The sequence below is a fragment of the Actinomycetospora aurantiaca genome (assembly GCF_037401875.1).
GTDB lineage: Bacteria > Actinomycetota > Actinomycetes > Mycobacteriales > Pseudonocardiaceae > Actinomycetospora > Actinomycetospora aurantiaca.
In genome coordinates, this window is sequence record NZ_JBBEGN010000001.1 from 756,074 (window position 1) to 778,195 (window position 22,122).

21 protein-coding genes are annotated in these 22,122 nt (G+C 73.5%); 11 read left to right on the forward strand and 10 right to left on the reverse strand.

Translation table 11 applies throughout. The annotated features are described in order from the left end of the window. The first annotated feature begins 1 nt into the window (after position 1). On the forward strand, positions 2–1,279 hold the full coding sequence (locus WCD74_RS03515) for a sulfate adenylyltransferase subunit 1 (protein ID WP_337693430.1): 1,278 nt from the start codon (positions 2–4) through the stop codon (positions 1,277–1,279). 110 nt (positions 1,280–1,389) lie between these two features. Beyond that, positions 1,390–2,289: a sulfite exporter TauE/SafE family protein gene (locus WCD74_RS03520; RefSeq protein WP_337693431.1), complete on the forward strand. Its 900-nt coding sequence runs from the start codon at positions 1,390–1,392 to the stop codon at positions 2,287–2,289. 84 nt (positions 2,290–2,373) lie between these two features. Here WCD74_RS03520 and WCD74_RS03525 read toward each other — a convergent pair whose 3' ends face one another. Next, positions 2,374–2,862 (reverse strand): beta-class carbonic anhydrase, encoded by a 489-nt coding sequence (locus tag WCD74_RS03525; RefSeq protein ID WP_337693432.1) that lies wholly within the window; start codon positions 2,860–2,862, stop codon positions 2,374–2,376. A gap of 364 nt (positions 2,863–3,226) precedes the next feature. Here WCD74_RS03525 and WCD74_RS03530 point away from each other — a divergent pair, with 364 nt between their 5' ends. From WCD74_RS03530 to WCD74_RS03540, 3 genes are read left to right on the forward strand one after another with little or no spacing between them, the layout of a single operon-like run. Further along, the gene (locus tag WCD74_RS03530; RefSeq protein WP_337693433.1) at positions 3,227–3,667 is read left to right on the forward strand and encodes a cupin domain-containing protein; all 441 of its coding nucleotides are present in this window, start codon (positions 3,227–3,229) and stop codon (positions 3,665–3,667) included. Continuing rightward, the gene (locus tag WCD74_RS03535) at positions 3,664–4,965 is read left to right on the forward strand and encodes an MFS transporter (RefSeq protein ID WP_337693434.1); all 1,302 of its coding nucleotides are present in this window, start codon (positions 3,664–3,666) and stop codon (positions 4,963–4,965) included. The genes WCD74_RS03530 and WCD74_RS03535 overlap by 4 nt, the downstream gene beginning before the upstream one ends. Continuing rightward, positions 4,962–6,122, forward strand: a complete 1,161-nt coding sequence (locus WCD74_RS03540; protein ID WP_337693435.1) for an acyl-CoA dehydrogenase family protein — start codon at positions 4,962–4,964, stop codon at positions 6,120–6,122. Before WCD74_RS03535 ends, WCD74_RS03540 begins: the two co-directional genes overlap by 4 nt. On the opposite strand, the gene WCD74_RS03545 is transcribed toward WCD74_RS03540, so the two are convergent. Beyond that, complete coding sequence (locus tag WCD74_RS03545) at positions 6,113–7,318, reverse strand: NAD(P)/FAD-dependent oxidoreductase (RefSeq protein WP_337693436.1); 1,206 nt, start codon at positions 7,316–7,318, stop codon at positions 6,113–6,115. The two genes, WCD74_RS03540 and WCD74_RS03545, sit on opposite strands and share 10 nt — an antisense overlap. Positions 7,319–7,401: 83 nt before the next feature. Between WCD74_RS03545 and WCD74_RS03550 the strand changes: the two genes are divergently transcribed. Then, positions 7,402–8,499 carry an LLM class flavin-dependent oxidoreductase gene (locus WCD74_RS03550; RefSeq protein ID WP_337693437.1) on the forward strand — a complete coding sequence of 366 codons (1,098 nt, stop codon included), beginning with the start codon at positions 7,402–7,404 and terminating at the stop codon, positions 8,497–8,499. A gap of 23 nt (positions 8,500–8,522) precedes the next feature. Here the strand turns inward: WCD74_RS03550 and WCD74_RS03555 are convergent, their stop codons facing one another. Next, a complete protein-coding gene (locus tag WCD74_RS03555; RefSeq protein ID WP_337693438.1) occupies positions 8,523–9,278 on the reverse strand; it encodes a calcium-binding protein in 756 nt (251 codons plus the stop codon). A 762-nt stretch (positions 9,279–10,040) separates the two neighbouring features. Between WCD74_RS03555 and WCD74_RS03560 the strand changes: the two genes are divergently transcribed. From WCD74_RS03560 to msrA, 3 genes are all read left to right on the forward strand, one after another. After that, positions 10,041–11,345, forward strand: a complete 1,305-nt coding sequence (locus WCD74_RS03560) for an MFS transporter (RefSeq protein ID WP_337693439.1) — start codon at positions 10,041–10,043, stop codon at positions 11,343–11,345. A 490-nt stretch (positions 11,346–11,835) separates the two neighbouring features. Next, entirely contained in the window at positions 11,836–12,030 is a 195-nt protein-coding gene (locus WCD74_RS03565) for a hypothetical protein (protein WP_337693440.1), read from the forward strand. 56 nt (positions 12,031–12,086) lie between these two features. Further along, positions 12,087–12,599: a peptide-methionine (S)-S-oxide reductase MsrA gene (msrA, locus tag WCD74_RS03570; RefSeq protein ID WP_337693441.1), complete on the forward strand. Its 513-nt coding sequence runs from the start codon at positions 12,087–12,089 to the stop codon at positions 12,597–12,599. A 50-nt stretch (positions 12,600–12,649) separates the two neighbouring features. Here the strand turns inward: msrA and WCD74_RS03575 are convergent, their stop codons facing one another. From WCD74_RS03575 to WCD74_RS03605, 7 genes are all read right to left on the reverse strand, one after another. After that, entirely contained in the window at positions 12,650–13,807 is a 1,158-nt protein-coding gene (locus WCD74_RS03575; protein WP_337693442.1) for an MFS transporter, read from the reverse strand. Between the two features lie 4 nt (positions 13,808–13,811). Continuing rightward, complete coding sequence (locus WCD74_RS03580; protein WP_337693443.1) at positions 13,812–14,720, reverse strand: ABC transporter substrate-binding protein; 909 nt, start codon at positions 14,718–14,720, stop codon at positions 13,812–13,814. A gap of 26 nt (positions 14,721–14,746) precedes the next feature. After that, entirely contained in the window at positions 14,747–15,490 is a 744-nt protein-coding gene (locus WCD74_RS03585) for an ABC transporter ATP-binding protein (RefSeq protein ID WP_337693444.1), read from the reverse strand. Next, complete coding sequence (locus WCD74_RS03590; RefSeq protein ID WP_337693445.1) at positions 15,487–16,326, reverse strand: ABC transporter permease; 840 nt, start codon at positions 16,324–16,326, stop codon at positions 15,487–15,489. Before WCD74_RS03590 ends, WCD74_RS03585 begins: the two co-directional genes overlap by 4 nt. Then, the gene (locus WCD74_RS03595) at positions 16,323–17,342 is read right to left on the reverse strand and encodes an ABC transporter substrate-binding protein (protein WP_337693446.1); all 1,020 of its coding nucleotides are present in this window, start codon (positions 17,340–17,342) and stop codon (positions 16,323–16,325) included. Before WCD74_RS03595 ends, WCD74_RS03590 begins: the two co-directional genes overlap by 4 nt. Positions 17,343–17,600: 258 nt before the next feature. Beyond that, positions 17,601–18,464, reverse strand: a complete 864-nt coding sequence (locus WCD74_RS03600) for an ABC transporter substrate-binding protein (RefSeq protein WP_337693447.1) — start codon at positions 18,462–18,464, stop codon at positions 17,601–17,603. Positions 18,465–18,581: 117 nt separating this feature from the next. Beyond that, on the reverse strand, positions 18,582–19,376 hold the full coding sequence (locus WCD74_RS03605) for an IclR family transcriptional regulator (protein WP_337693448.1): 795 nt from the start codon (positions 19,374–19,376) through the stop codon (positions 18,582–18,584). A 240-nt stretch (positions 19,377–19,616) separates the two neighbouring features. Here WCD74_RS03605 and WCD74_RS03610 point away from each other — a divergent pair, with 240 nt between their 5' ends. Together WCD74_RS03610 and WCD74_RS03615 are read left to right on the forward strand one after the other, a co-directional pair. Next, complete coding sequence (locus tag WCD74_RS03610; RefSeq protein ID WP_337693449.1) at positions 19,617–20,789, forward strand: LLM class flavin-dependent oxidoreductase; 1,173 nt, start codon at positions 19,617–19,619, stop codon at positions 20,787–20,789. Next, entirely contained in the window at positions 20,786–22,093 is a 1,308-nt protein-coding gene (locus WCD74_RS03615) for an MFS transporter (protein WP_337693450.1), read from the forward strand. Before WCD74_RS03610 ends, WCD74_RS03615 begins: the two co-directional genes overlap by 4 nt. The last annotated feature ends 29 nt before the right edge of the window (positions 22,094–22,122 follow it).

Sequence of the window (22,122 nt, forward strand, 5' to 3'; positions counted from 1 at the left end):
GATGACCGACCTTCTCCGGCTCGCGACGGCGGGTTCCGTCGACGACGGCAAGTCCACGCTCGTCGGCCGCCTCCTCTACGACACGAAGTCGGTCCTGGCCGACCAGCTCGAGGCCGTGGAGCGCGCCTCGAAGAGCGCCGACGGCGAGCCGGACCTGTCGCTGCTGGTCGACGGCCTGCGCTCGGAGCGCGAGCAGGGCATCACCATCGACGTGGCGTACCGCTACTTCGCGACGCCCCGCCGGTCCTTCGTCCTCGCCGACACCCCGGGCCACGTGCAGTACACCCGCAACACGGTGACGGGCGCGTCGACCGCGCAGCTCGCGGTGCTGCTGGTGGACGCCCGGCACGGCGTGGTCGAGCAGACCCGCCGTCACGCCGCCGTGATGGCGCTGCTGCGGGTGCCGCGCCTGGTGCTCGCCGTCAACAAGATCGACCTGGTCGACTACGACGAGGCGACCTACCTGACGATCGCGAAGGAGTTCCGCGACCACACCGCGGCCCTGGGCTACGCCGAGGACGCCGTCGTCACGATCCCGGTCTCGGCCAAGAAGGGCGACAACGTGGTGCTGGGGTCGGAGCGCACGCCCTGGTACGACGGCCCGACGCTGCTCGACCACCTCGAGTCCGTCCCGGTCGACGGTCCGGACGACGCCGCCCCGTTCCGCTTCCCGGTGCAGACGGTGATCCGGCCGCGGTCGGCGGAGTACCCGGACTACCGCGGCTACGCGGGCCTGGTGGCGGCCGGTTCGGTGGCGGTCGGCGACGAGGTCGTGGTCCTGCCCGATGGGCAGCGCACGACGGTCGAGGGCATCGACCGCTACACCGACTCGTTCCCGACGGCGGGTGCGGGCGACAGCGTCGTCCTGCGGCTCGCCGACGACCTCGGCATCGCGCGGGGCGCCGTGATCGTGGCGGCGGGGTCGGCCCCGGAGCCGGTCACCGAGTTCACCGCGACCCTGGCGTGGCTGCACGACAAGCCGCTGACCCCGGGCCGTCGGCTGCTGGTCAAGCACGGGACGCACACCGTGCAGGCCATGATCACCGCCGTCGAGGACCGCCTCGACATCCAGACCCTGGGCCTCGACGCCGACCCGGGCACGCTGGAGATCAACGACATCGGGCACGTCGCGATCACCGTCGCCGAGCCGCTGCCGCTCGACGAGTACGACCGCGTCGCCGCGACCGGCTCGTTCCTGGTGATCGACCCGCAGGCCGGCGACACGCTCGCCGCCGGTCTGGTGGGTCGCCCGCTCGTGACGACCCCGGTCGACGCGTGACCCTGCTCGTGGGTCGGGCCCACGTGGACCTGATGCGGGTGACGTCGGCGGTGTGTCGGGGCTGAGCCCCGACCCCACTGCCCCGACCACACCCGTCGTCAGGAACCCGCATGCCCACGTTCATCGTCTTCGCCCTTGCGGGCCTCGTCGCGCAACTCGTCGACGGGTCGCTCGGGATGGCCTACGGGGTCACCTCGACCTCGGTCCTGCTGGCCGCGGGCACCGCGCCGGCGGTCGCGTCCGCCTCGGTGCACCTCGCCGAGGTCGGCACCACGTTCGTCTCCGGGGTGTCGCACTGGCGCTTCGGCAACGTCGACTGGAAGGTCGTCGGCCTGCTCGCCCTGCCCGGCGCCGTCGGCGCGGTGCTCGGCGCCTACGTGCTGGTCAACCTCACCGAGGACGCCGCGCCGTTCATGTCGGTGATCCTGCTGCTGCTCGGGATCTACGTGCTGGTCCGCTTCAGCTCGCGCACGGTGGCCGCGAAGGTGGTCGCCGGCCCGAAGCCCGGCGGGAAGCTCCTGTCCCCCGTCGGGCTGGTCGCGGGCTTCCTCGACGCGTCCGGGGGCGGCGGCTGGGGCCCAGTCGCGACCCCGACGCTGCTCGCCTCCGGGCGGCTGGAGCCGCGCAAGGTCGTGGGCTCGGTGTCCACCGCGGAGTTCGTCATCGCGCTGTCGGCGAGCATCGGCTTCCTGTTCGCCCTCGCCGACGAGCCGCTGGACTGGACGACGATCGCGGCGCTGATGGTCGGCGGGATCATCGCCGCGCCGTTCGCCGCCTATCTCGTCCGCATCCTGCCCGCGCGCGTCCTGGGCACCGCGGCCGGCGGGCTGATCATCATCACCAACACCCGCACGTTGCTCAACGCGCTCGACGTCCCGACGACCGCGCTGGTGACGGTCCTGGTGCTGCTCGCCGTCGCGTGGGTCGCGGCGATCGTGGTGGCTGTGCGCTCGGCGCGCCGGGAGCGGGCCGAGGCGGACGCGGCGTCGACCGAGGTCGCGCAGGCCTGAGCCGAGCCCGCCGTCGTGAACGAGCGAAGGGCACCTTCGGTCGAGTAGATCGACCGAAGGGGCCCTTCGCTCAACAACGGGTGCTCACGACACCTCGTTCAGCTTCCCCGTCGCCACGTCGATGACGAAGCCGCGCACGGAACCCTTGTTCTTGATGAACGGGCTGTCGGTGATGCGCTTGATGGAGTCGCGGACGTCCTGCTCGGCGTCCGGGAACGCGTTCGCGGTCCACGACGGCCGCTGACCGGTCTCCTTCTCGAGGATCTCGGCGAACTGCTCGTCGGTGAAGGTCACCATGCCACAGTCGGTGTGGTGGATGAGGATGATCTCCTCGGTCCCCAGCAGGTGCTGGGAGATCGCCAGGGAGCGGATCGTGTCGTCTGCGACGATCCCACCGGCGTTGCGGATGACGTGCGAGTCGCCCTCCTTCAGACCGAGCGCGCCGTAGGGGTTCACGCGCGCGTCCATGCACGCGACGACGGCGGTCTTCCGTGCGGGCGGCAGCGGCAGCTCGCCGGGGAAGTTCGCGACGTAGGTCTCGTTGTTCTTCAGGTAGTCGTCGGTGACGGACACCGGGGTTCCTCTCGGGAGGTCGACAGCGGGCAGGCACGGACCGGCCGCGGACACCCACGGGCACGCGGGCTCACGCGGCCCGGCGACACCACTGGTCGAACTCCTGGACGCGGCGACTCGGCCAGAAGGCGTCGAGTCCACCTGCGCACATGCGCACCATTCGATCGCACCTGCGGCGAACGGCGCAAGGACCGTGACGTGCGCCGGGTCCGGTTGTGGTCCGCTGCCCCGCCTCCTAGCGTCCGCGTCCATGTCCGGCCGGGAGCTCACCTCGCACGAGCACATCGATCTGGTCCGGGTCGCGTCCGCACTCTGTCGGTGACGACCTCGACCTCCGCCCGCGCCTCTCCCCCGGAGCCCTGCCGTGCCCGACGACTTCCATCCCGACCTGCCCTCCCACACCCGGGTGCACCACGTCCGCGCCGGGGAGCTCACCGGCGACACCGCCCAGTCCGGCGGGATGCGCCGGCTGGAGGCGATCAGCGGCAAGTCGGTCGGCTCCTCCGCCCTGTGGACCGGCGAGACCCACGTCGCGCCGGACACCGCCTCCTCCGACCACCACCACGGTGAGTCCGAGACCTCGATCTACGTCGTCTCCGGCCGGCCGCGCTTCGTCTTCCACGACGGCGAGGGCGAGGTGGTCCTGCAGACCGCGCCGGGCGACTACGTCTACGTCCCGCCGTGGGTGCCGCACCGCGAGGAGAATCCCGATCCGGAGACGCCTGCCGTCGTCGTGATCTCCCGGACGACGCAGGAGGCCATCGTGGTCAACCTGCCGGCGCTGACGCCGCTGGACCCGTCGTGACGGCCACCGCCGAGCGGCCGACCACCCCGCGCCGCGTCGCCCTCGCCAGCGCGGTCGGCACCACCATCGAGTGGTACGACTTCTATCTGTACGCCACCGCGACCGCGTTGGTGTTCAACGCGCTGTTCTTCCCGTCGGTCAGCCCGACGGCGGGGACGCTCGCCGCGTTCGCCACCTACGCGGCCGGGTTCGGCGCCCGGCCGATCGGCGCGATCGTCGCCGGGCACCTCGGTGACCGGATCGGGCGCAAGAGCGTGCTCGTCGCGTCGCTGATCGCGATGGGCGCCGCCACGACCCTGATCGGCCTGCTGCCGCCGTACGCGAGCATCGGCGCCCTCGCCCCGACCCTGCTCGTGGTGCTGCGCCTCGTGCAGGGGTTCGCGGTCGGCGCGGAGTGGGGCGGCGCCGCGGTGCTCTCGGCCGAGCACGCCCCGGCGCACCGCCGCGGCTGGTACGGCAGCTTCACCCAGATCGGCTCGCCCGCCGGGATGCTGCTCGCGACCGGCTCGCTCTTCCTCGTGCGCGCGACGACCTCCGAGGAGGCCTTCCTCGCCTGGGGCTGGCGCATCCCGTTCCTCGCGAGCGCGGTGCTCGTCGTGGTCGGTCTGGTCATCCGCCTGCGCCTCGAGGACGCGCCGGAGTTCACGACGCTTCGGTCCGAACGGCAGGTCGCCCGGCTCCCGATCGTCGAGGTGCTGCGCACCGCACCCCGGGCGGTGCTCCTGACGACCGGTCTACGGCTCTCCCAGATCGGGCTCTACGTCCTCATCACGACCTACGGTCTGACCTACGTCACGCAGACCCTCGGCCGCGGATCGACGGCCGGACTCACCGCCGTGGTGGTCGTGTCGGCGATCGGGCTCGTGACGACGCCGCTGTGGGCGATCCTGTCCGACCGGGTCGGACGACGGCGGCCCTACCTCATCGGCGCGATCGGCGGGACGGTGGCGCTCGCGCTGTTCTTCCTCGCCGTCGACAGCGGGTCGACGGTGCTGATCGTCCTCGCCGCGGTCCTCGCGATCAACGTCGTCCACGACTCGATGTACGGGCCGCAGGCGGCGTGGTTCGCCGAGATGTTCGACGTGCGGGTGCGCTACTCCGGCGCGTCGCTGGGCTACCAGATCGGCTCGGTGCTCTCCGGCGGGTTCGCCCCGCTCGTGGCTGCGTCCCTGCTGATCGCCGGTGACGGGCGGCCGTGGCTGATCGTCCTCGCCTACGCCGGCGTGGCGGTCCTGACGACGGCCGCGGCGCTGCTCGCGCCCGACCCGACCCGGCGTCGGGAACCGGTGGCGGCGTGAGGGTGGTGCGCCTCGGCTCGCCGGAGCTCGCCCAGCTGCTGGCGTCGATCGGTGAGGGCGCCGCGCAGCGCGAGCGGGACGACGTCAGCCCGTTCGACCAGGTGGCCGCGGTCGCGGACGCCGGGCTCGGAGCGCTCCCCCTGACCGGCGGGTCGATCCGCGATCTGCTGCGCTTCGTGATCGACCTCGCGGAGGCCGACCCGATCGTCGCGCACGTCCTGCGCACCCACTACAGCCAGACGCTGGGCTTCGTGCGGGGCGGTCACACGCGCTGGCTCGACGAGGTCCGCGCCGGGAAGGTGTTCGGCAACGCAATCTCGGAGACGGGCACCGTCGCGGCCGGGAACCACGACTTCACGACGACGCTGACGCGGACCGCCCACGGGTGGGTTCTGGACGGCGTGAAGTACTACAGCACGGGGACGCTGTACTCGGACTGGATCTCGGTGGCGGCGCGCGTCGAGGGCGACCGGGTCGCGACCGTGCTGGTGCCGGCGACGCGGCCCGGGGTGGAGGTCGTCGACGACTGGGACGGCATGGGCCAGTCACGCACCGGGACGGGGACGACGCGGTTCGACCACGTCGCCGTCGCCCCCGACGAGTTCCTGACCGTGCGCCCGCGCGCGGAGCCGCGCCCGGCGGCCGACGTGCCGTTCCTGCAGCTCTACCTCCACGCCGTGGTGGCGGGGATCCTGCGCTCCGTCGCGACCGACGCCGCCGCGCTCGTCCGCTCGCGCACCCGGACCTTCGACCATGCGCCCACCTCGCAGCCGGTCGACGACCCGATCCTGCAGGAGACGGTCGGTCGTCTCGTCTCCACCGCGTGGGTGGCGGAGTCGGCCGTCCTCGCCGCCGCCGACACGGTGCAGGCCGCCGAGGACGCCGTCCGTGCCGGGGAGCCCACCGACGACGTCGGCCGTGCCGCGTCCGTCGCCGCCAGCGCGGTCAAGGTGCACCTCGACCGCGTGGCGGCCGACGCGGCGACGGCGCTGTTCGACGTCGGCGGAGCGTCGGCCTCGTGCCGCGCGAAGAACCTCGACCGGCACTGGCGGAACATCCGCACGATCACCCTGCACAACCCGGCGTCGTACCGGGCGACCGCGCTCGGCCGGCTGTGGATCAGCGGCGAGCCGCTGCCGCGCAACGGCTACTTCTGAGCGACCACCTGCACGACCTCGTCGGGTACCGGCTCCTGCGACCCGACGTATCCGCGGAGCCCGTCGAGGCCCTCCCACACGTTCACGTTCATGACGGCGAGCAGCCGGCCGGACCCGTCGAGCCAGGACGCGACGAACTCGCGCTTCCCGACGTCGCCGCTGGTCGCGACGCGGTCGTAGGTGCCCTGCGGGGCGTGGCCGAGGTACTCCATCCCGAGGTCGTACTGGTCGGAGAAGAAGTACGGCGCGTCGGTGTAGGCGGCGTCCCCGCCGAGCAGGGCGGCGACCGCGGTCACGGGGTGGGTGGACGCGGCGTTCCAGTGCTCGACGCGGATGCGCCCGAAGGTCGGGTGGTCGTGGGCGGCGATGTCGCCGACCGCGTACACGTCGGGATCGGAGGAGCGTAGCGAGGCGTCGACCAGCACCCCGCCGTCGAGATCGAGCCCGGCGGTCTCGGCGAGGGAGAGGTCGGGGGCGGCGCCGACCCCGATGACGACGGCGTCGGCCTCGACCGTGCTGCCGTCGCCAAGCCGGACCCCGGTCGCCCGGCCGCCCTCGGTGACGATCTCGGCGACCTCCACGGTCGGCCGCAGGTCGACGTCGTGCTCGGTGTGCAGGTCGGCGAAGACCTGCGCCATCTCCGGGCCGAGCGCCTTGAGCAGGGGCAGCTCCTCGTGCTCGAGCACCGTCACCGTCGTGCCGACCCCCCGCGCGGAGGCCGCGACCTCGAGGCCGATCCAGCCGCCCCCGATGACGACGAGGCGGCGGCCCTCGCCGAACTCGGCGCGGATCGCGTCCGAGTCCTCCCGGGTCCGCAGCGTGTGCACGCACTGCGCGTCGGCGCCGGGCAGCGACAGGGTGCGGGCGGTGGAGCCGGTCGCGAGCACGAGCTTGTCGTACTCGAGGGTGGTGCCGTCGTTCAGCGTGACGCGGTGCCCGCGAGGGTCGACGGCCGTCGCACGGGTGCCCAGGAGGAGGGAGATGCGCTGCTCGTCGTACCACTCGCGCGGGTGCAGCACGACGCCGTCGTCGAACGTCGAGGAGCCGGAGAGGTAGTCCTTGGACAGCGGCGGGCGGTCGTAGGGCAGGTGCGCCTCCGCGCCCACGAGCGTGACGTCGCCGTCGAAACCCTGCTCGCGCAGCGCTCCGGCCGTGGTGCTCCCGCCCAGGCCGCCGCCGATGATGACGATGTGCATACCCCGTAGGTGCCTCCGGCTCGTGTGCACTAATCCGTCCTCCGGCACGGATTAGTACTCACGAGCCGGAGGCACCCAAGAGGATGGGCGTCGAGTTCATCGGTCAGGTCAGCACCCGGCACTCCTCGGAGATCCACCCCGCGTCCGGGCCGGCGATCGATCCCGCGTTCCTGCGGCGCTTCGTCACGGCCCACGAGGACGCCGGGTTCGACAAGGTCCTGATCGGGCACAGCGCCTCGTCGCCCGACGGGCTGCAGGTCGCCGGGTACGCTGCCGCGCACACCGAGCGGCTCGGCTTCCTGATCGCCCACCGGCCGGGCTTCACGGCGCCGACGCTCGCCGCCCGTGCCTTCGCCACCCTCGACGTCTTCTCCGGCGGGCGGGTCGCGGTGCACACGATCTCCGGGGGCAGCGACGCCGACCAGGCCCGCGACGGCGACCACCTCGACAAGGCGGGCCGCTACCGGCGCACCGACGAGTACCTCGACGTCATGAAGCGGACCTGGACGAGCGACGAGCCCTTCGACCACCACGGCGAGTTCTACGACGTCGCCGACGTGCACTCCGTCGCACGGCCCGTCCAGCAGCCGCGCATCCCGATCTACTTCGGCGGCTCGTCGCAGGACGCCTACCGGGTCGGCGGGAAGCATGCGGACGTGTTCGCACTGTGGGGCGAGCCGTTGGCGGAGACCGCCGAGCAGATCGCCGCCGTGCACGACGCCGCCCTTGCGGCCGGGCGAACCACGCTCCCCCGGATTTCGGTCTCCTTCCGCCCGATCGTCGGCGCGACGGACGACGAGGCGTGGGAGCGCGCGCACGACGTCCTGGACCGCATCGTCGCCGCCGGCGGGGGCGGCGGCTCGTTCACCGGACGCACCTCCCACCGCCAGGGCCACGAGACGACCCGCACCAACGTCGGGTCGCAGCGCCTCATGGCCGCCGCCGAGCGCGGGGAGCTGCACGACCGTGCCCTCTGGACCCCGACGGCGGCGGCGAGCGGGGCCGCGGGCAACTCCACGGCCCTCGTCGGGTCGCCGGAGACGGTCGCGGCCGCGCTGCTCGACTACGTCGACATCGGTGTCACGACGTTCCTGCTGCGCGGCTACGACCCGCTCGACGACGTCGCCGCGCTCGGCCGCGACGTCCTGCCGCTGGTGCGGGCGGCACTCCCGGGCGCGTAGCACGGGAGTGCCGCCCGGTCAGGTCACTTCAGCAGCGGCGGCACCGCGACGCCGGGGTTGATCCCGAGGGCCTTGGGCAGCGGGACCGGCCCGGAGGGGTTCACGAGCAACGGCGCGTTGACGCGGATGACCTTCTCGCAGTTGACGATGGTGTCGCCCGAGTCGCCGTAGCAGGTGTCGGTGCCGGCACCGCCGTCGACGTAGTCCTCGCCGCCGAGGTCGGAGGCGTTCAGGACGTCGTTCCCGGTCCCGCCGTAGAGCTTGTCCTGGTCGAGCGGGTACGGGTCGTTGAGGAGGTCGTCGCCGTCGTCGCCGTAGAGGGTGTCGCTGTCGAAGATCCCGTCCATCGAGTCGTTGCCGTTGCCCCCGTGGATGATGTCGTCACCCGGCCCGCCGGTGAGCGCCGCCTGCGGGTCGACGAACGCGGTGAACTCGCACGGGACGTTGTCGTCGCCGTCGTCGCCGAACTGCCGCGAGACGCCACCGCCGCCGTCGATGCAGTCGCGGCCCGGGCCGCCGTGGGCGTCGTCGCTGCTGCCCTGCAGGAAGATCAGGTTCTGCTCGATGTCGTCGTCGCCCTCCCCGCCGAAGATGTGGTCGATGAGCTGCCCGGCGATCAGCGTGTCGTTGCCGGGGGTCCCGACGCACGTCCCGCCCTGCAGGCCGTTGCACAGGTTGATCGGACCCGGCGCCGGCGGGGCGGCCAGGGCGCTGCTCGCGGCGGCGAGCGGGATGACGAGCGCCGCGGTCGCGGTCGCGATCCAGCGTGATGTCTTCACGGGGAAGTCCTTCGGTTCGGGGAGCACGCACGGCCGGGGAGGTCCACGGGCACCTCGGGTGCGCGCGGACGGCCGTGCCTTCGGGGGGGGGACGTCGCCGACGGACGGCGAGGGCGACGGTCCAGCGGGCCACGGGGGCCGGGGACGGTCCGGGCACACGGTCGTCGGACGACCGGGCGCGCGGACGGCCGAGAGCCGCCGTCAGCGACAGAGCGCGCTGGACATGCGCGACAGATCCACGTGTCGCCGGGAGGCGAGATCGACGTGGTTGCGCACGACCGGAAAGCTGACAGTCGGAACGCCCGTCGTCAAAGGGGCGAACGCGGCGGAGGACACCTCAGGAGCCGACGACCGGGCGATCCGATGTGACGTGCACCATGGCCACGTCGGGTGACCAGGTGATCACGTCGAGAGGCACTCGACGCCACTGTGCCCGAGACCACACGGCCGTATCCACCCGTGTGGGTGAATCTCCGGCTGGACTTTTCACCGGCCTCACCCGTGGGCACCTCCCCGCCGTGACCCGGACGACCGTGCGGCGCCGTCGTGCCTCCCGCGTCCGGCCCACCGTGCCGCTGATCCGACGCCGCCACGTCGACCTCGGCCGTCGCTGCTCGCAGGCCTGTCCGGTCTGACGCCCGCCCTCCCCCACCCGCCGCCCGCCGGCCCCGTCGGGGAGCGCACGTCCCTGCATCCGTCCTCCCGGTGGTCACCGCCGGGCGCGGATGCGCGCCCAGGCCGGACCACCCCTGCGAGGACACCGTGACCACCACCGACGTCACCCCCGAGGACGAGAGCACGGGCACCCGGGCCCGCACCGTGCTGACCGCCTCGCTCATCGGCACCACCATCGAGTGGTACGACTTCTTCCTCTTCGCGACCGCCGCGAGCATCGTCTTCCCGCAGCTGTTCTTCCCCGCGGGCGACGAGACCGTCGGTACCCTGCTCTCGTTCGCCACGTTCGCGGTCGGCTTCGTGGCGCGCCCGATCGGCGGCATCCTGTTCGGCCACCTCGGCGACCGGGTGGGACGCAAGGCCACGCTGGTCTCGACGATGCTCCTCGCCGGGCTCGCGACGGCGCTGATCGGCCTGCTCCCCTCCTACGCGACCATCGGGCTCTGGGCGCCGATCCTGCTGGTCGTCCTGCGCGTCCTCGGCGGCATCGCGCTCGGCGGGGAGTGGGCCGGCGCGGTGTTGATGGCCGTCGAGTACGCCCCGCCCGGGCGCCGCGGCCTGTGGGGATCCAGCCCGCAGATCGGTCTCGGACTCGGCCTCAGCCTCGGCACGGGTGCGTTCGCGCTCCTCGGCGGCGCCATGGACGACCGCGCCTTCCTCGACTGGGGCTGGCGGATCGCCTTCCTCGTCAGCGTGCTGCTCGTCGTCGTCGGGCTCGTCGTCCGCCTCGCGGTGCTCGAGACCCCGGCGTTCCGCCGGATGCAGGACAGCGCTGACGTCGCCCGCGTGCCGGTGGTCGAGGTGGTGCGCGACGAGCCCTCGCGGCGCAACCTCGGCCTGGGCCTGCTCGCCCGCTGGGCGGAGGGCGCCGCGTTCAACACCTGGGGCGTGTTCGTCCTGACCTACGCCGTCACCACCGTCCGCATGCCGCGCTCGGAGGTGCTGGTGGCGGTGACGATCGCCGGGCTCGTGAGCGCCGTCGTGGTCCCCCTCGCGGGGCACCTCGCCGACCGCTTCGGGCGGCGGGCGGTGTTCGCCGCCGGCGCCGTGGCGTTCGGCGTCGGCGTCTACCCGGCGTTCCTCGGCCTCTCCACCGGCTCGCTGGTGGTGGTCACCGTGGTCCTCGTGCTGCTCCTCGGCGTCGTCTACGGGGTCCAGTCGGGCGCCGAGGCCCCGCTGTTCGCGGAGCTCTTCCCGGCCCGCACCCGCTACACCGGGATGTCGCTCGTCTACCAGGGCAGCGGCATCTACGCCTCCGGTCTGACCCCGCTGATCCTCACCTCGCTGCTGGCGGTCACCGGCGGCTCGCCGTGGCTCGCCTGCGCGTTCCTGGTGCTCACCGCGGTGGTCAGCGTGGTCGCGACCCGGGCCCTGCGGCCCGTGGAGCTGTGAGTCCCGGGGCTTGGCGGGCGGGCCCGCGCCGGGCAGGATCGGGCCCGTGACCGCGGGCCTGGTGCGACGTCTACACGTCGACCTGTGCCGGCTCGGCGCGACGAGCTGTCGACCGGCCGCTCGCCCGCGTCCCTGACCGACGCCGTCCCGACGTCACGGGCCCGTCGGTCCCCTTCGCGTCCGCGCCCGCGCGCGGTGCCCCGTCGAGATCGGTCTCCCGTGACGAACCGTCCTGCCTCCGCCGTGGGCACCCTTCGGCTCTCGCGTGCCTGCTGGCCGTCCTCGTCCCCGCCGACGACCGGGCGGCGACCGTCCTGCTCGAGGTCGCGCACCGTCGGTCCGTCCTGGACGCCGCCGCGCTCCGGGCCCACCGGGTGGTCTGCGACCGCATTCTCACCCGACTGCACACGGTCGCAGTTGTGTGATCCGGCGCACAGGGGTAGGCGTGGTGGGGCGCGACGACGAGGTCGTGCCCTCGGAGGTGACCACGATGACCGAAGCCCGCGAACCCACGCGACCGCTCCCCCGCCGCGACGACCACGAGAACGCCCGCGCCGGCACCGTCGCCGGCTGGGTCGAGTCCGCCCGGATGTGGGCCCGCGACCGGGGGCTGCCCGTCCCGGCGAACGGGCCGCTGCCCCGCGGGATCGTCGACCAGTACCGGCGCCGACAGACCCGCGAATAGGGAAGGTTCGGCGTCCCCGATCCGTTGTGCACGACGAGTCGAGAGAAGGGACCTTCATGGCCACCGAGACCGCGATCCTCGCCGGCGGCTGCTTCTGGGGTGCCCAGGACCTGCTGCGCCGGCGGCCCGGCGTGATCTCCACCCGCGTCGGCTACTCCGGCGGGGACGTCCCGAACGCCACCTACCGCAACCACGGCGACCACGCCGAGGCGGTGGAGGTCGTGTTCGACGACGAGAAGATCTCCTACCGCGAGATCCTCGAGTTCTTCTTCCAGATCCACGATCCGTCGACCCGCAACCGCCAGGGCAACGACGTCGGTCGCAGCTACCGCTCGGCGATCTACTACACCTCCGACGAGCAGCGCCGCGTCGCCGAGGACACCATCGCCGACGTGGACGCCTCCGGCCTGTGGCCGGGCAAGGTCGTCACCGAGGTGGAGCCGGCCGGCGACTTCTGGGAGGCCGAGCCGGAGCACCAGGACTACCTGCTCCGCCAGCCCTGGGGCTACACCTGCCACTTCGTGCGCGAGGACTGGAAGCTGCCGAAGCGCAGCGAGCAGACCGCCTGACCGACGGCGACGCGCGGGGCGGGAGGACCTGCGGTCCCCCGCCCCGGGCGTCACGGCGGGGGTCCGTCACCCGGGAGCGCCGACACCGGGTGCCGGCTCCCCGCGCCGCGCGCCGCCAGGACCAGCCCGGCCGCGACGAGGGGGACGACCGCGACCGCCGCGAGGGCGGGCCCGCCGACGCCGTCGTACACCGGCACCCACACCAGGGGCGCCAGTGCGCCGCCGAAGAACTGGAACGCCAGGGCCACCGACGTCGCCCCCGCCCGGTTGGTGGGCGCGCTGGTGGCCGCGAGCGCGTTCACCGTGGTGCGCAGCCCCGTCACCGCGAGCCCCACCAGGGCGATGCCGACCGCGAGCAGGATGACGGACGTCCCCAGGGCGGCGAGCAGCAGTCCGGCGCAGAGCACCAGGTTCATGAGCACCCCGGTCGCCACCGGGCCGGTGACCTCCAGGCGACGTCCGAGCACCGGCGCGGCGAGCAGCCCCGCCACCCCGAACGCGGCGGCGAGGAGACCCCGCTGCCCGGGGCCGAGCCCGAAGTCGTCCTCCGCGCGCAGGACCGACAGCACCGTGAGGGCGACGGCCGAGAGGTAGCACAGGAAGGACACCCCGCACGCGAGCGCGAGGCGCGGGTTCGCGAGGGCCCGCCAGCTCGCGCGGGCCCGGCCCGGACGGCCGTCCATGGCGGGTACCGTCGCGGCGAGGACCAGGGCGACGAGCGCCGGGAAGGCGAACGCCAGGCGCCAGTCCAGGGCCGCGGACGGCCCGCTCACCAGCGGGCTCGCCGCCTGCCCGGCCGCCTGCATCCCGGCGAACAGGCCCAGCGCCCGGCCGAGCCGGTCGACCGCGACGAGGTCGGCGATGGCCGCGACGAGCAGCGGCGTCGTGAACGCGTTCGTCGCCCCCTGCGCGACCCGCGCGGCGAGGAACCAGCCGAGGTCGGGCGCGAGGACGCAGGCCGCCGAGGCCGCGACGAAGGCCAGCAGCGACCACCGCATCGTCGCGGCCCTGCCCCACCGCTCGGCGAGCGTGCCCGAGACGAGCATGAGCGCCGCGAACGGAAGCATGTAGGCCGTCACGGCCCCGGCCGCGGCCTGCGGGGTGCTCCGCAGGCCGACGGCCACCTCGTGCACCATCGGCGTGACCATGGTGCTGGCGTAGGGGCCGAGGAAGCCGCCCACGTAGAGCGGCCACGTCCGCCCGCGCATCCGCTCAGACGTCCACGAGGTTCTTGACCACCGAGTCGTAGGTGTGGTCGGGAGCGATGAGGCCCCAGGAGGCCATCCAGTCGTAGGTCCGCTGGAACTGCTCCTGCGGGTAGGCCGCCGGCTCCACGTAGCGCAGCCGGCCGCGCGGGATCTCGTGCGGCTCGACGCTGCCCAGCTCCGCGGGGATCTCGGCGGTGAGGTGGTGCAGGTACGGGGTCGGGTCCTCGGCGAGCTTGTGCACCGCCCGGACCACGGCACGGTTGACCGCGGCGTAGGTGTCCTCGTCGATGGCCGGGCTCGCGATCTCCGCGCCCACGTAGAACGCCTCGGCGAGCACCTTGTAGCCCTGCTTCTCCGCCAGGGTGATCCAGGGCTCCATCAGCGCCGCGGCCTCGACCGTACCGTCGCGCAGCGCCTCGAAGCGCACCTGCGGGCCCCCGAAGTGCGCCACCTTGATCTCCTCGCGCGGCAGGAAGCCCTCGAGGGTCTGCAGTGCGACGTAGTGCGAGCCGTGGTGGAAGTTCACCGCGACGGTGCGCCCGGCGAGGTCCTGCGGGTGCGTGGCCGGGTGGTCGCCCCGCACCATGATCGCCTGGCCGTTCACGGCGGCCCGCTTGCTGACGACGCGGCCGCCGACGGTGGTGTCCTGGGTACGACGCAGCTGGCCCCACTCGCACGCGCGGTACAGGGAGGCCTCCCCGCTCTCGAAGTGCGACTTGGTGGAGCCGAACGAGGAGAGCAGCTCGTGGTCCTCGAGCGGCGAGATCCCGGCGCGGGCGTAGTCCTTGGTGACGAACTCGACGTCGACCCCCTCCTCGGCGAAGTAGCCCTCGTCCCGGGCGACGAGCTGGGGCAGGGAGAACACCAGGGAGAGCAGCTCCATGGTGACCTTCGGGCGCACGGTGTCGGTCATGGTGTCCTTCTCTCTCACGGGTCGCATCAGGCCAGGTCGGCGACGATGCGGGTGTGCAGGTCGAACAGCAGGGGGTCCTCGGGCGAGCGGGGCCGGGAGCGGTCGACGCGGTACTCCGCGGCGACACGGGCCGGGCTGCCGGCGAGGACGACGACGCGGTCGGCGAGCAGCGCCGCCTCGAGCGGGTTGTGAGTGACGAGCAGCCCGGCGCGGGGCCGGGCCATCCACAGCTCCTGCAGCAGCAGGCGGAGGCGCCGCGCGGTGATCTCGTCGAGGGCGGAGAACGGTTCGTCGAGCAGCAGCAGGTCGGGTTCGATCGCGAAGGCGCGGGCGACCGCGACCCGTTGGCGCTGGCCGCCGGACAGCGTCGTCGGGAAGGCGTCCGCGTGGTCGGCGAGCCCGACCGCCGCGAGCACCTCGTCGGCGCCGCCCCCCGGCAGGCCCGCGGCCTCGAGGGCGAGGACGACGTTCTGCCGGGCGGTGCACCAGTCGAGCAGGCGGGGCTGCTGGAACACCATCCCGAGCCGCGGCGGCCCGCCGTCGGCACCGACGGTGCTGACCTCTCCCGCATCCGGGGGTACGAGACCCGCGACGACGTGGAGCAGGGTCGACTTCCCGGTGCCCGAGGCCCCGACGACGGCGACGAGCTCGCCCGCGGCGAGGTCGAGGGCGAAGTCGCGGAGAACCGGCCGCGCCCGCCCGTCGCGGGGATCGTGGAAGGTCTTGCTCAGGCCGGACAGGTGCACGCGCGTGGACCCGGTGAGCGTCATACCGACACCTCCTTGCGCCAGCGCCCGGTCCGCCGCTCCAGGCCCTGCAGCACCCCGTACTCGAGGACCGCCATGACCACGGCGAACAGCAGCGTCCACGCGAGGACGCCGGCGACGTTCTGGGAGCCGAACTCGTTGTTGAGCTGGTAGCCGACCCCGCTGGACATCCCGAACACCTCGACGAGCACGACGACCTTCCAGCCGAGCGACAGGCCGAGCCGGGCGCCCGCGAACAGGGCGGGCGCGAGCGCGGGCAGCCACAGCCGACGCAGCTGCACGCGGCGGGAGAACCGGTACACGTGGGCCATCTCGAGCAGGTCGGGGTCGACCGACCGCACTCCCTGCAGGGTGGTGAGGACCAGCGGTGGTGCCGAGGACAGGGCCACCGCGACCACCGGGTTGGCCAGGCCCACCCCGAACCAGATGACGCAGAGCAGGGCCCAGACCAGGCCCGGCACCGTCAGGCCGAGCAGGACGGCGGGCTCGGCGAAGCGGCGGAGCAGGTCGCTGCGACCCATGGCGATACCCACGGGGAGGGCGACGACGGCGGCGAGGGCGAAGCCGAGCGCGACCCGCAGCACCGTCGCGCCGAGCTCGCCCACGAAGGACCCGTCGGCGACGACCTCCACGAGCTCCGCGGCCACCGCGCCGACCCCGGGCACGAGCAGGCTGTCCACCAGGACGGCCATGACCTGCCACGCGGCGACCAGCAGGACGAGGAAGGCGAGGGCCGGGAGGACCCGCCCGGTCCGCCCGCGCCGACGCGGCGGGGCCTCCGGCCGCGGACCGTCCGCGACGTCGGCGACGGGCGCGCGCAGCGGCGCCTCGGCGCTCACGCGCCCGCTCCGAGGTCCACCCACGGTTCGCGCGCGGGGGCGGCCCGGACGAGGCCGACCTGGGCGGCCACCTGGAGCTGGCGGCGCAGGTTGACGAAGACCGGCTCGCCCCACGTGAGCGGGTAGACGTCGCGCATCCGCTGCGGCAGCAGCGCGATGGCCGCCGGCTCCGAGGCGGGGATGCCGTAGGACTCGTGGAGGTCGGCGAGGACCTGCGGCCGGTCGTGGACGACCTGGTGGGCGCGCATCCGCATCGATGCGATCGCCCGCGCCGCGGGCTGGTTCGCCTCCAGCCACGCCCGGGTGACGCCCTGCCCGTTGAGCACGAGGGTGTTCGGGTCCTCCCCGGTGCCCCGGGCCCACAGCTCGCCGACCGTGGCGATCTGGCGGGCGCCCCGGGCGACGAGGCGGGTCGCGTTCGGCTCGATGGTGATGATGCCCTCGACGTCGCCGCGGTCGAACAGCGCCAGCCCGGCGAGTACGGCACCCGGGAAGAGCTGGTGGTCCGCGGTCAGGTCGCTCCCGTTGACCGCGGCCGCGAGCTGGGCCGAGCGGAACGCGTCGCTGTTGTTCGGGGGCGTGGCCACGCGCTTGCCCCGCAGGTCGGCCGGGGTGCGGTACGGGCTGTTCGCTGGGACCAGCCAGCGCACGTGGTTGTTCAGGCTGTTGCTGATCAGCACGAGGTCGGCACCGGCCGCGCCCGCGACGGCGGCGCCGAGCGGACCCATGCTGGCGGCGTCGAGGGCCCCGGAGAGCAGCTTGTTCTGCACGTCGCCGGGCCCGGTGCCGCCCACCCAGTCCGGAGTCAGGTCGCCGAGGAGCCCGTTCTGCTCGGCGATGGGCCGGATGACGGCGCCGGCGGTGCCGGCCTGGACGTCCTCGAGCTTGGCGGTCGGCCCGTCGGCGGCGGGGCCGCCGCAGGCGGAGAGCAGGGAGGCCCCGGCCAGCCCGAGGGCTCCGGCGAGGCCGGCGCGCAGGACCGAGCGCCGGCCGAGGGCGTGCGGGATCGCGGACATGTGTCGACTCCGAGGAAGTGGGCGCGCGAGAGCGCGACGGGAAGGGGGTGCGGGCACGCGGCCGACCCGGACGTCGGCACCCGCGCCGGACGGCGGACGCCGGGGCGCCGCGGCACGGGCGCGGCGGGACGCCGCACCGTGCGGCGTGGGCGGACGCCGGCCCGCGGTGCCGTCGTGGGAGGTGGCGCTAGGAGCGCCGACAGCCCCCGCCGTTGATGAGGCACCAGTCGATGTGCCGACGCCGCGTCAGGGTCGCGTTCACCGCAGGCTCCGCAGGGTCTCGTAGCCGCTGCGGCCGTCGGTGAGCCGCCAGGAGCGCATCCAGGCGTAGGTCTCGGTGAAGCGCCGCTCGGTGAAGGGCGCGACGTGGGTGTACCTGACGTAGTCCGTGCGCAGGTCCTCGGGCGCCAACCGGCCCTCGAGCTCGCGCACCAGGACGGGCGCCCAGCGCGCCCGGTCGGCGTTGATCACGTCCACGGCCTTGTCGACCGCGCTGCGGTACGCGTCCTGGGCCTCGGCCGACAGGTGCGGGGCGATGACCTGGGAACCGCGGTAGGAGTAGGTCCCGAGCACGTGCGCGCCGCTGGCCAGGGCGAGGCTCAGGAACGGTTCCATGAGCATGGTGGCGGGGAGCTCGCCTGAGAGCAGGCCGTCGAGGCGGACCAGGGGGGCACCGACGTGCTGCAGCCGGATCCGCTCCCGCGGCACGGTGCCCTCGAGCAGGTGCAGGGCCGTGTAGTGCGAGCCGGTGTACTCGTTGACCGCCACGGGCACGTCGGCCAGGTCGTGCGGCTCGTGCAGGTGGGCGTCCGTACTGACGAGGGCCTGGGCCACCACGGCGGCGCGGAGGTGGCCGATCCGGCCGCCGCGCGTGTCGCGCTCGAGCCGGTCGATCCCGCCCCACTCGCAGACGTTGAAGACGTCGGCCCGCGCGGAGGAGAACAAGGTCTCCTTGAGCCGCTCGGCCGGGTCGCGACGGGTCTGCGTGGCGTCGTTCCCGTCGGCGAAGCGCACGTCGAGCCCGACCGCGTCGAACAGGCCCTCGGTGATGGCGACGATCTCGGGGAGGTCGAACACGGTGTGGTTCGGCGACACGACGATGGTCCGGGGCTCCGGGCTCACCGCGTCACCTCCTCGTGGTCCGTCTCGCGCGACGCCGATGACGGTAGGCAGCGCCGCCGGGTCGGGTCAACTGTTGCTTTGCACACTGCGGAAGAGCCCACCGCATGCTGCAAAAGGTCAGCCGAAGTCGCCGAACGCCATCGACACCGGTAGACCCTCCAGCGCGCCGGCCGCGGCCGCGACCGTGGCGCCCAGCTCGTCGAGGCGCTCGTCGGCCAGGCGCGAGGCCGGGCCCTGGATCTCCACCCCGAGCCGGACGTGCTCGCTCGCCCCGAGCACCGGTGCGGCGACCGCGCGCAACGACGGGTCGCGGGGATCGTCGAACACGGCGTAGCCGCGGAACTGGGTGGCGAGCAGGTCGATCTCGGTGACCCACGTCGCGGACGCGTCCTCGCCCGCACGCGTCAGCACCTCCGCGGCGTGGCCCACCGGGTCCGGACCGAAGGCCACGACCGCGGCGCCGATGGCCGACTCCAGGAGCGGCACCCGCGTGCCCGGACGGCCGGTGTAGCGCAGGGCGCGGGTGGACGGCACCGACAGCACCACGAGGACCTCGTCCCCGCGGCGCATCCCGATGCTCGCGGTCTCCCCCGTCCGGTCGGCGAGCTCCTTGAGGACGTCGGCGGCCTCCGGGACACCGGATGCGCCGAGAGCCTTGCGTGCCAGGCGCAGCAGCACCGGGCCGGCCAGGAACCGTTCGGTGTGCGGGTCGCGGCAGAGCAGGTTCGACGTGGTCAGGGTGTGCGCGAGCCGATGCACCGTGCTCACCGTCAGCCCGGTGCGCTTCGCGATCTCGGTGGTCGTCAGGCCGCGCTCGCTGTCGACGACCATCCCGAGCACGGTCGCCGCCCGCGCCACGGACTGGATCTCCGATCCGCGCGCGGCGGCACCGGACGAAGGGCTCGACGTCACCGACCCAGTGTCCGCCCCCCGCCCGGTCGGCCGCCGTGCGCCTTGCCCGGCACGGCCTGACGGGCTGATCACCTCCGGTTGTCGGGTCCGCCCGACGACCGGAGGATGGTCGTCCATGAGCGTCGACCACACGTGCCTGCTCACGCAGCGCCGTCACGTCGACCAGAGGTGCCTTCGGCTCGTGTGCACTTCTCCGTCTCCAGACACGGAAAAGTACTCACGAGCCGAAGGCACCTCCTCATGATCACCGCACACTGGTTCCTGCCCACCTACGGCGACTCCCGCGGCCTGGTCGGCGGTGGGCACGGTGTGCGCACCGCCGCCGCCGGCACGCCCCGCGAGGCCTCGCTCGGCTACCTCGCCCAGATCGCCCGCGCCGCGGAGACGGTCGGCTTCGAGGGCGCCCTCACCCCCACCGGCGCGTGGTGCGAGGACGCCTGGCTGACCACCGCGATGCTGGCCGCCGAGAGCGAGCGGCTGAAGTTCCTCGTCGCGTTCCGCCCCGGCGGCACCTCCCCGACGCTCGCCGCGCAGATGGGCGCCACGTTCCAGCGCCACTCGGGTGGCCGCCTGCTGGTCAACGTCGTGACCGGCGGCGAGCCCTCCGAGCAGCGCGCGTACGGCGACTTCCTCGGCAAGGACGACCGCTACACCCGCACCGGCGAGTTCCTCGACGTCGTCCGCCGGCTCTGGGCGGGCGAGGAGGTCACCCTCGACGGCGAGCAGGTCCACGTCGAGGGCGCCAAGCTCGAGCGGGTCCCCGACCCGGTGCCCCCGATCTACTTCGGTGGCTCGTCGGCGAAGGCCGGCGAGGTCGCCTCCAAGCACGTCGACGTGTACCTGACCTGGGGCGAACCCCCCGAGCAGGTGCAGGAGAAGGTCACCTGGATCCGCAAGCTCGCCGCCGAGGAGGGCCGCGAGGTCCGGTTCGGCATCCGGCTGCACGTGATCACCCGCGACACGGCCGATGCCGCCTGGGCGCAGGCCGAGGAGCTGCTGCGCGGCATCCCCGACCACATGATCGAGAACGTCCAGGCCGGGCTGTCGAAGAGCGAGTCCGTCGGCCAGCAGCGCATGCGCTCCCTGCACGACGGCGGGGCGAAGACGGCCGCCGACCTCGAGGTCTCCCCCAACCTCTGGGCCGGTGTCGGCCTGGTGCGCGGTGGAGCGGGGACGGCACTCGTCGGGAGCCACGCCGAGGTCGCCGACCGCATCGCCGAGTACCACGACTTGGGCATCACCGAGTTCGTCCTCTCCGGGCACCCGCACCTCGAGGAGGCCTACTGGGTCGGCGAGGGCCCGCTGGCCGAGCTCGGCCGCCGTGGCCTGTGGACGCCGGCCGCCGGCTCCGAGGCCGCCCGCGCGCTCGAGGCACCCGCCGCGTCCGTGCCGTTCGCGGGGTCGGCCCGATGACCGCGACGGCCGATCACGCCGTCCCGTCCGCCGGCAGCCGCGAAGGCCGTACCGTCCTCGCGGCGTCCCTCATCGGCACGACGATCGAGTGGTACGACTTCTTCCTCTTCGCGACGGCGGCCGGGATCGTCTTCCCGCAGCTCTTCTACGGCAACGGCGACCCGACGGTGGCGACGCTGCTCTCGTTCGCCACCTTCGCGATCGGCTTCGTCGCCCGCCCCATCGGCGGACTGATCTTCGGCCACATCGGCGACCGCGTGGGCCGGCGCAGCACGCTCATCGTGACGATGGCCCTGACCGGGCTCTCGACCGCCGCGATCGGCCTCCTGCCCACCTACGCCGCGATCGGTGTCGCCGCGCCGATCCTGCTCGTGGTGCTGCGCGTCATCCAGGGCATCGCCATCGGCGGCGAGTGGGGCGGCGCCGTGCTCATGGCCGTCGAGTACGCGCCGCCCGGCAAGCGGGGGGTGTACGGCGCGACGCCGCAGATCGGCCTCGGCCTGGGTCTCGCGCTCGGCACCGGGGCGTTCGCGCTGCTCGGAGCCGTGATGGACGACCAGGCGTTCATCGACTACGGCTGGCGCATCGCGTTCGTCGCCAGCATCGTGCTCGTCGTCATCGGGTTCATCGTGCGCCTGGCCGTGCTCGAGACCCCGGCGTTCCGGCGCCTGCAGGAGGCCGCGGAGGTCTCGCGGGTGCCCGCCGTCGACGTCGTGCGCGACCCGGAGTCCCGCCGCAACCTCGGGTTCGGCCTGCTCGCCCGCTGGGCCGAGGGGGCCTCGTTCAACACCTGGGGCGTCTTCGTCCTGACCTACACGGTGTCCACGCTGAAGCTGCCGCGCACGGAGATGCTCGTGGCGGTGACCGTCGCGGCCGTGGTGAGCGCGTTCGTGGTGCTGCTCGCCGGGTTCTGGGGTGACCGCATCGGGCGCGGACGGGTGTTCGCGATCGGCTGCGCGATCCTCGCGGTGGGGGTGTTCCCGGCGTTCGCCCTGCTCGGGCTGGGGTCGACGGTCGTCGTCGGGCTCGTCCTCATCGTCATGCTGGGCGTCTCGTACGGGCTGACCAGCGGCGCCGAGTCGACGTTGTTCGCGGAGATCTTCCCGACGAGGACGCGCTACACCGGCATGTCGCTGGCCTTCCAGGGCGGCGGGATCTACGCCTCCGGGCTCACGCCGCTGATCCTCACCTCGCTGCTCGCCCTCGGCGGCGGGGCGCCCTGGTACGCGGCGGGCTACCTGTTCGTCGCGGCGCTCGTGAGCATCTGGGCGGCGCTGCGGGCCCGGCCGCTCGAGCACCTGTAGGGCACGAACGGGTCGTTCGTCACGATAGA

What these genes read in the sequence shown, in the direction of transcription:
- WCD74_RS03515 (WP_337693430.1), top strand. Translation starts at nt 2, where the DNA reads ATGACCGACCTTCTCCGGCTCGCGACGGCGGGTTCCGTCGACGACGGC.
- WCD74_RS03520 (WP_337693431.1), top strand. Translation starts at nt 1,390, where the DNA reads ATGCCCACGTTCATCGTCTTCGCCCTTGCGGGCCTCGTCGCGCAACTC.
- WCD74_RS03545 (WP_337693436.1), bottom strand. Translation starts at nt 7,318, where the DNA reads ATGCACATCGTCATCATCGGCGGCGGCCTGGGCGGGAGCACCACGGCC.
- WCD74_RS03550 (WP_337693437.1), top strand. Translation starts at nt 7,402, where the DNA reads ATGGGCGTCGAGTTCATCGGTCAGGTCAGCACCCGGCACTCCTCGGAG.
- WCD74_RS03565 (WP_337693440.1), top strand. Translation starts at nt 11,836, where the DNA reads ATGACCGAAGCCCGCGAACCCACGCGACCGCTCCCCCGCCGCGACGAC.
- msrA (WP_337693441.1), top strand. Translation starts at nt 12,087, where the DNA reads ATGGCCACCGAGACCGCGATCCTCGCCGGCGGCTGCTTCTGGGGTGCC.
- WCD74_RS03575 (WP_337693442.1), bottom strand. Translation starts at nt 13,807, where the DNA reads ATGCGCGGGCGGACGTGGCCGCTCTACGTGGGCGGCTTCCTCGGCCCC.
- WCD74_RS03580 (WP_337693443.1), bottom strand. Translation starts at nt 14,720, where the DNA reads ATGACCGACACCGTGCGCCCGAAGGTCACCATGGAGCTGCTCTCCCTG.
- WCD74_RS03585 (WP_337693444.1), bottom strand. Translation starts at nt 15,490, where the DNA reads ATGACGCTCACCGGGTCCACGCGCGTGCACCTGTCCGGCCTGAGCAAG.
- WCD74_RS03595 (WP_337693446.1), bottom strand. Translation starts at nt 17,342, where the DNA reads ATGTCCGCGATCCCGCACGCCCTCGGCCGGCGCTCGGTCCTGCGCGCC.
- WCD74_RS03610 (WP_337693449.1), top strand. Translation starts at nt 19,617, where the DNA reads ATGATCACCGCACACTGGTTCCTGCCCACCTACGGCGACTCCCGCGGC.
- WCD74_RS03615 (WP_337693450.1), top strand. Translation starts at nt 20,786, where the DNA reads ATGACCGCGACGGCCGATCACGCCGTCCCGTCCGCCGGCAGCCGCGAA.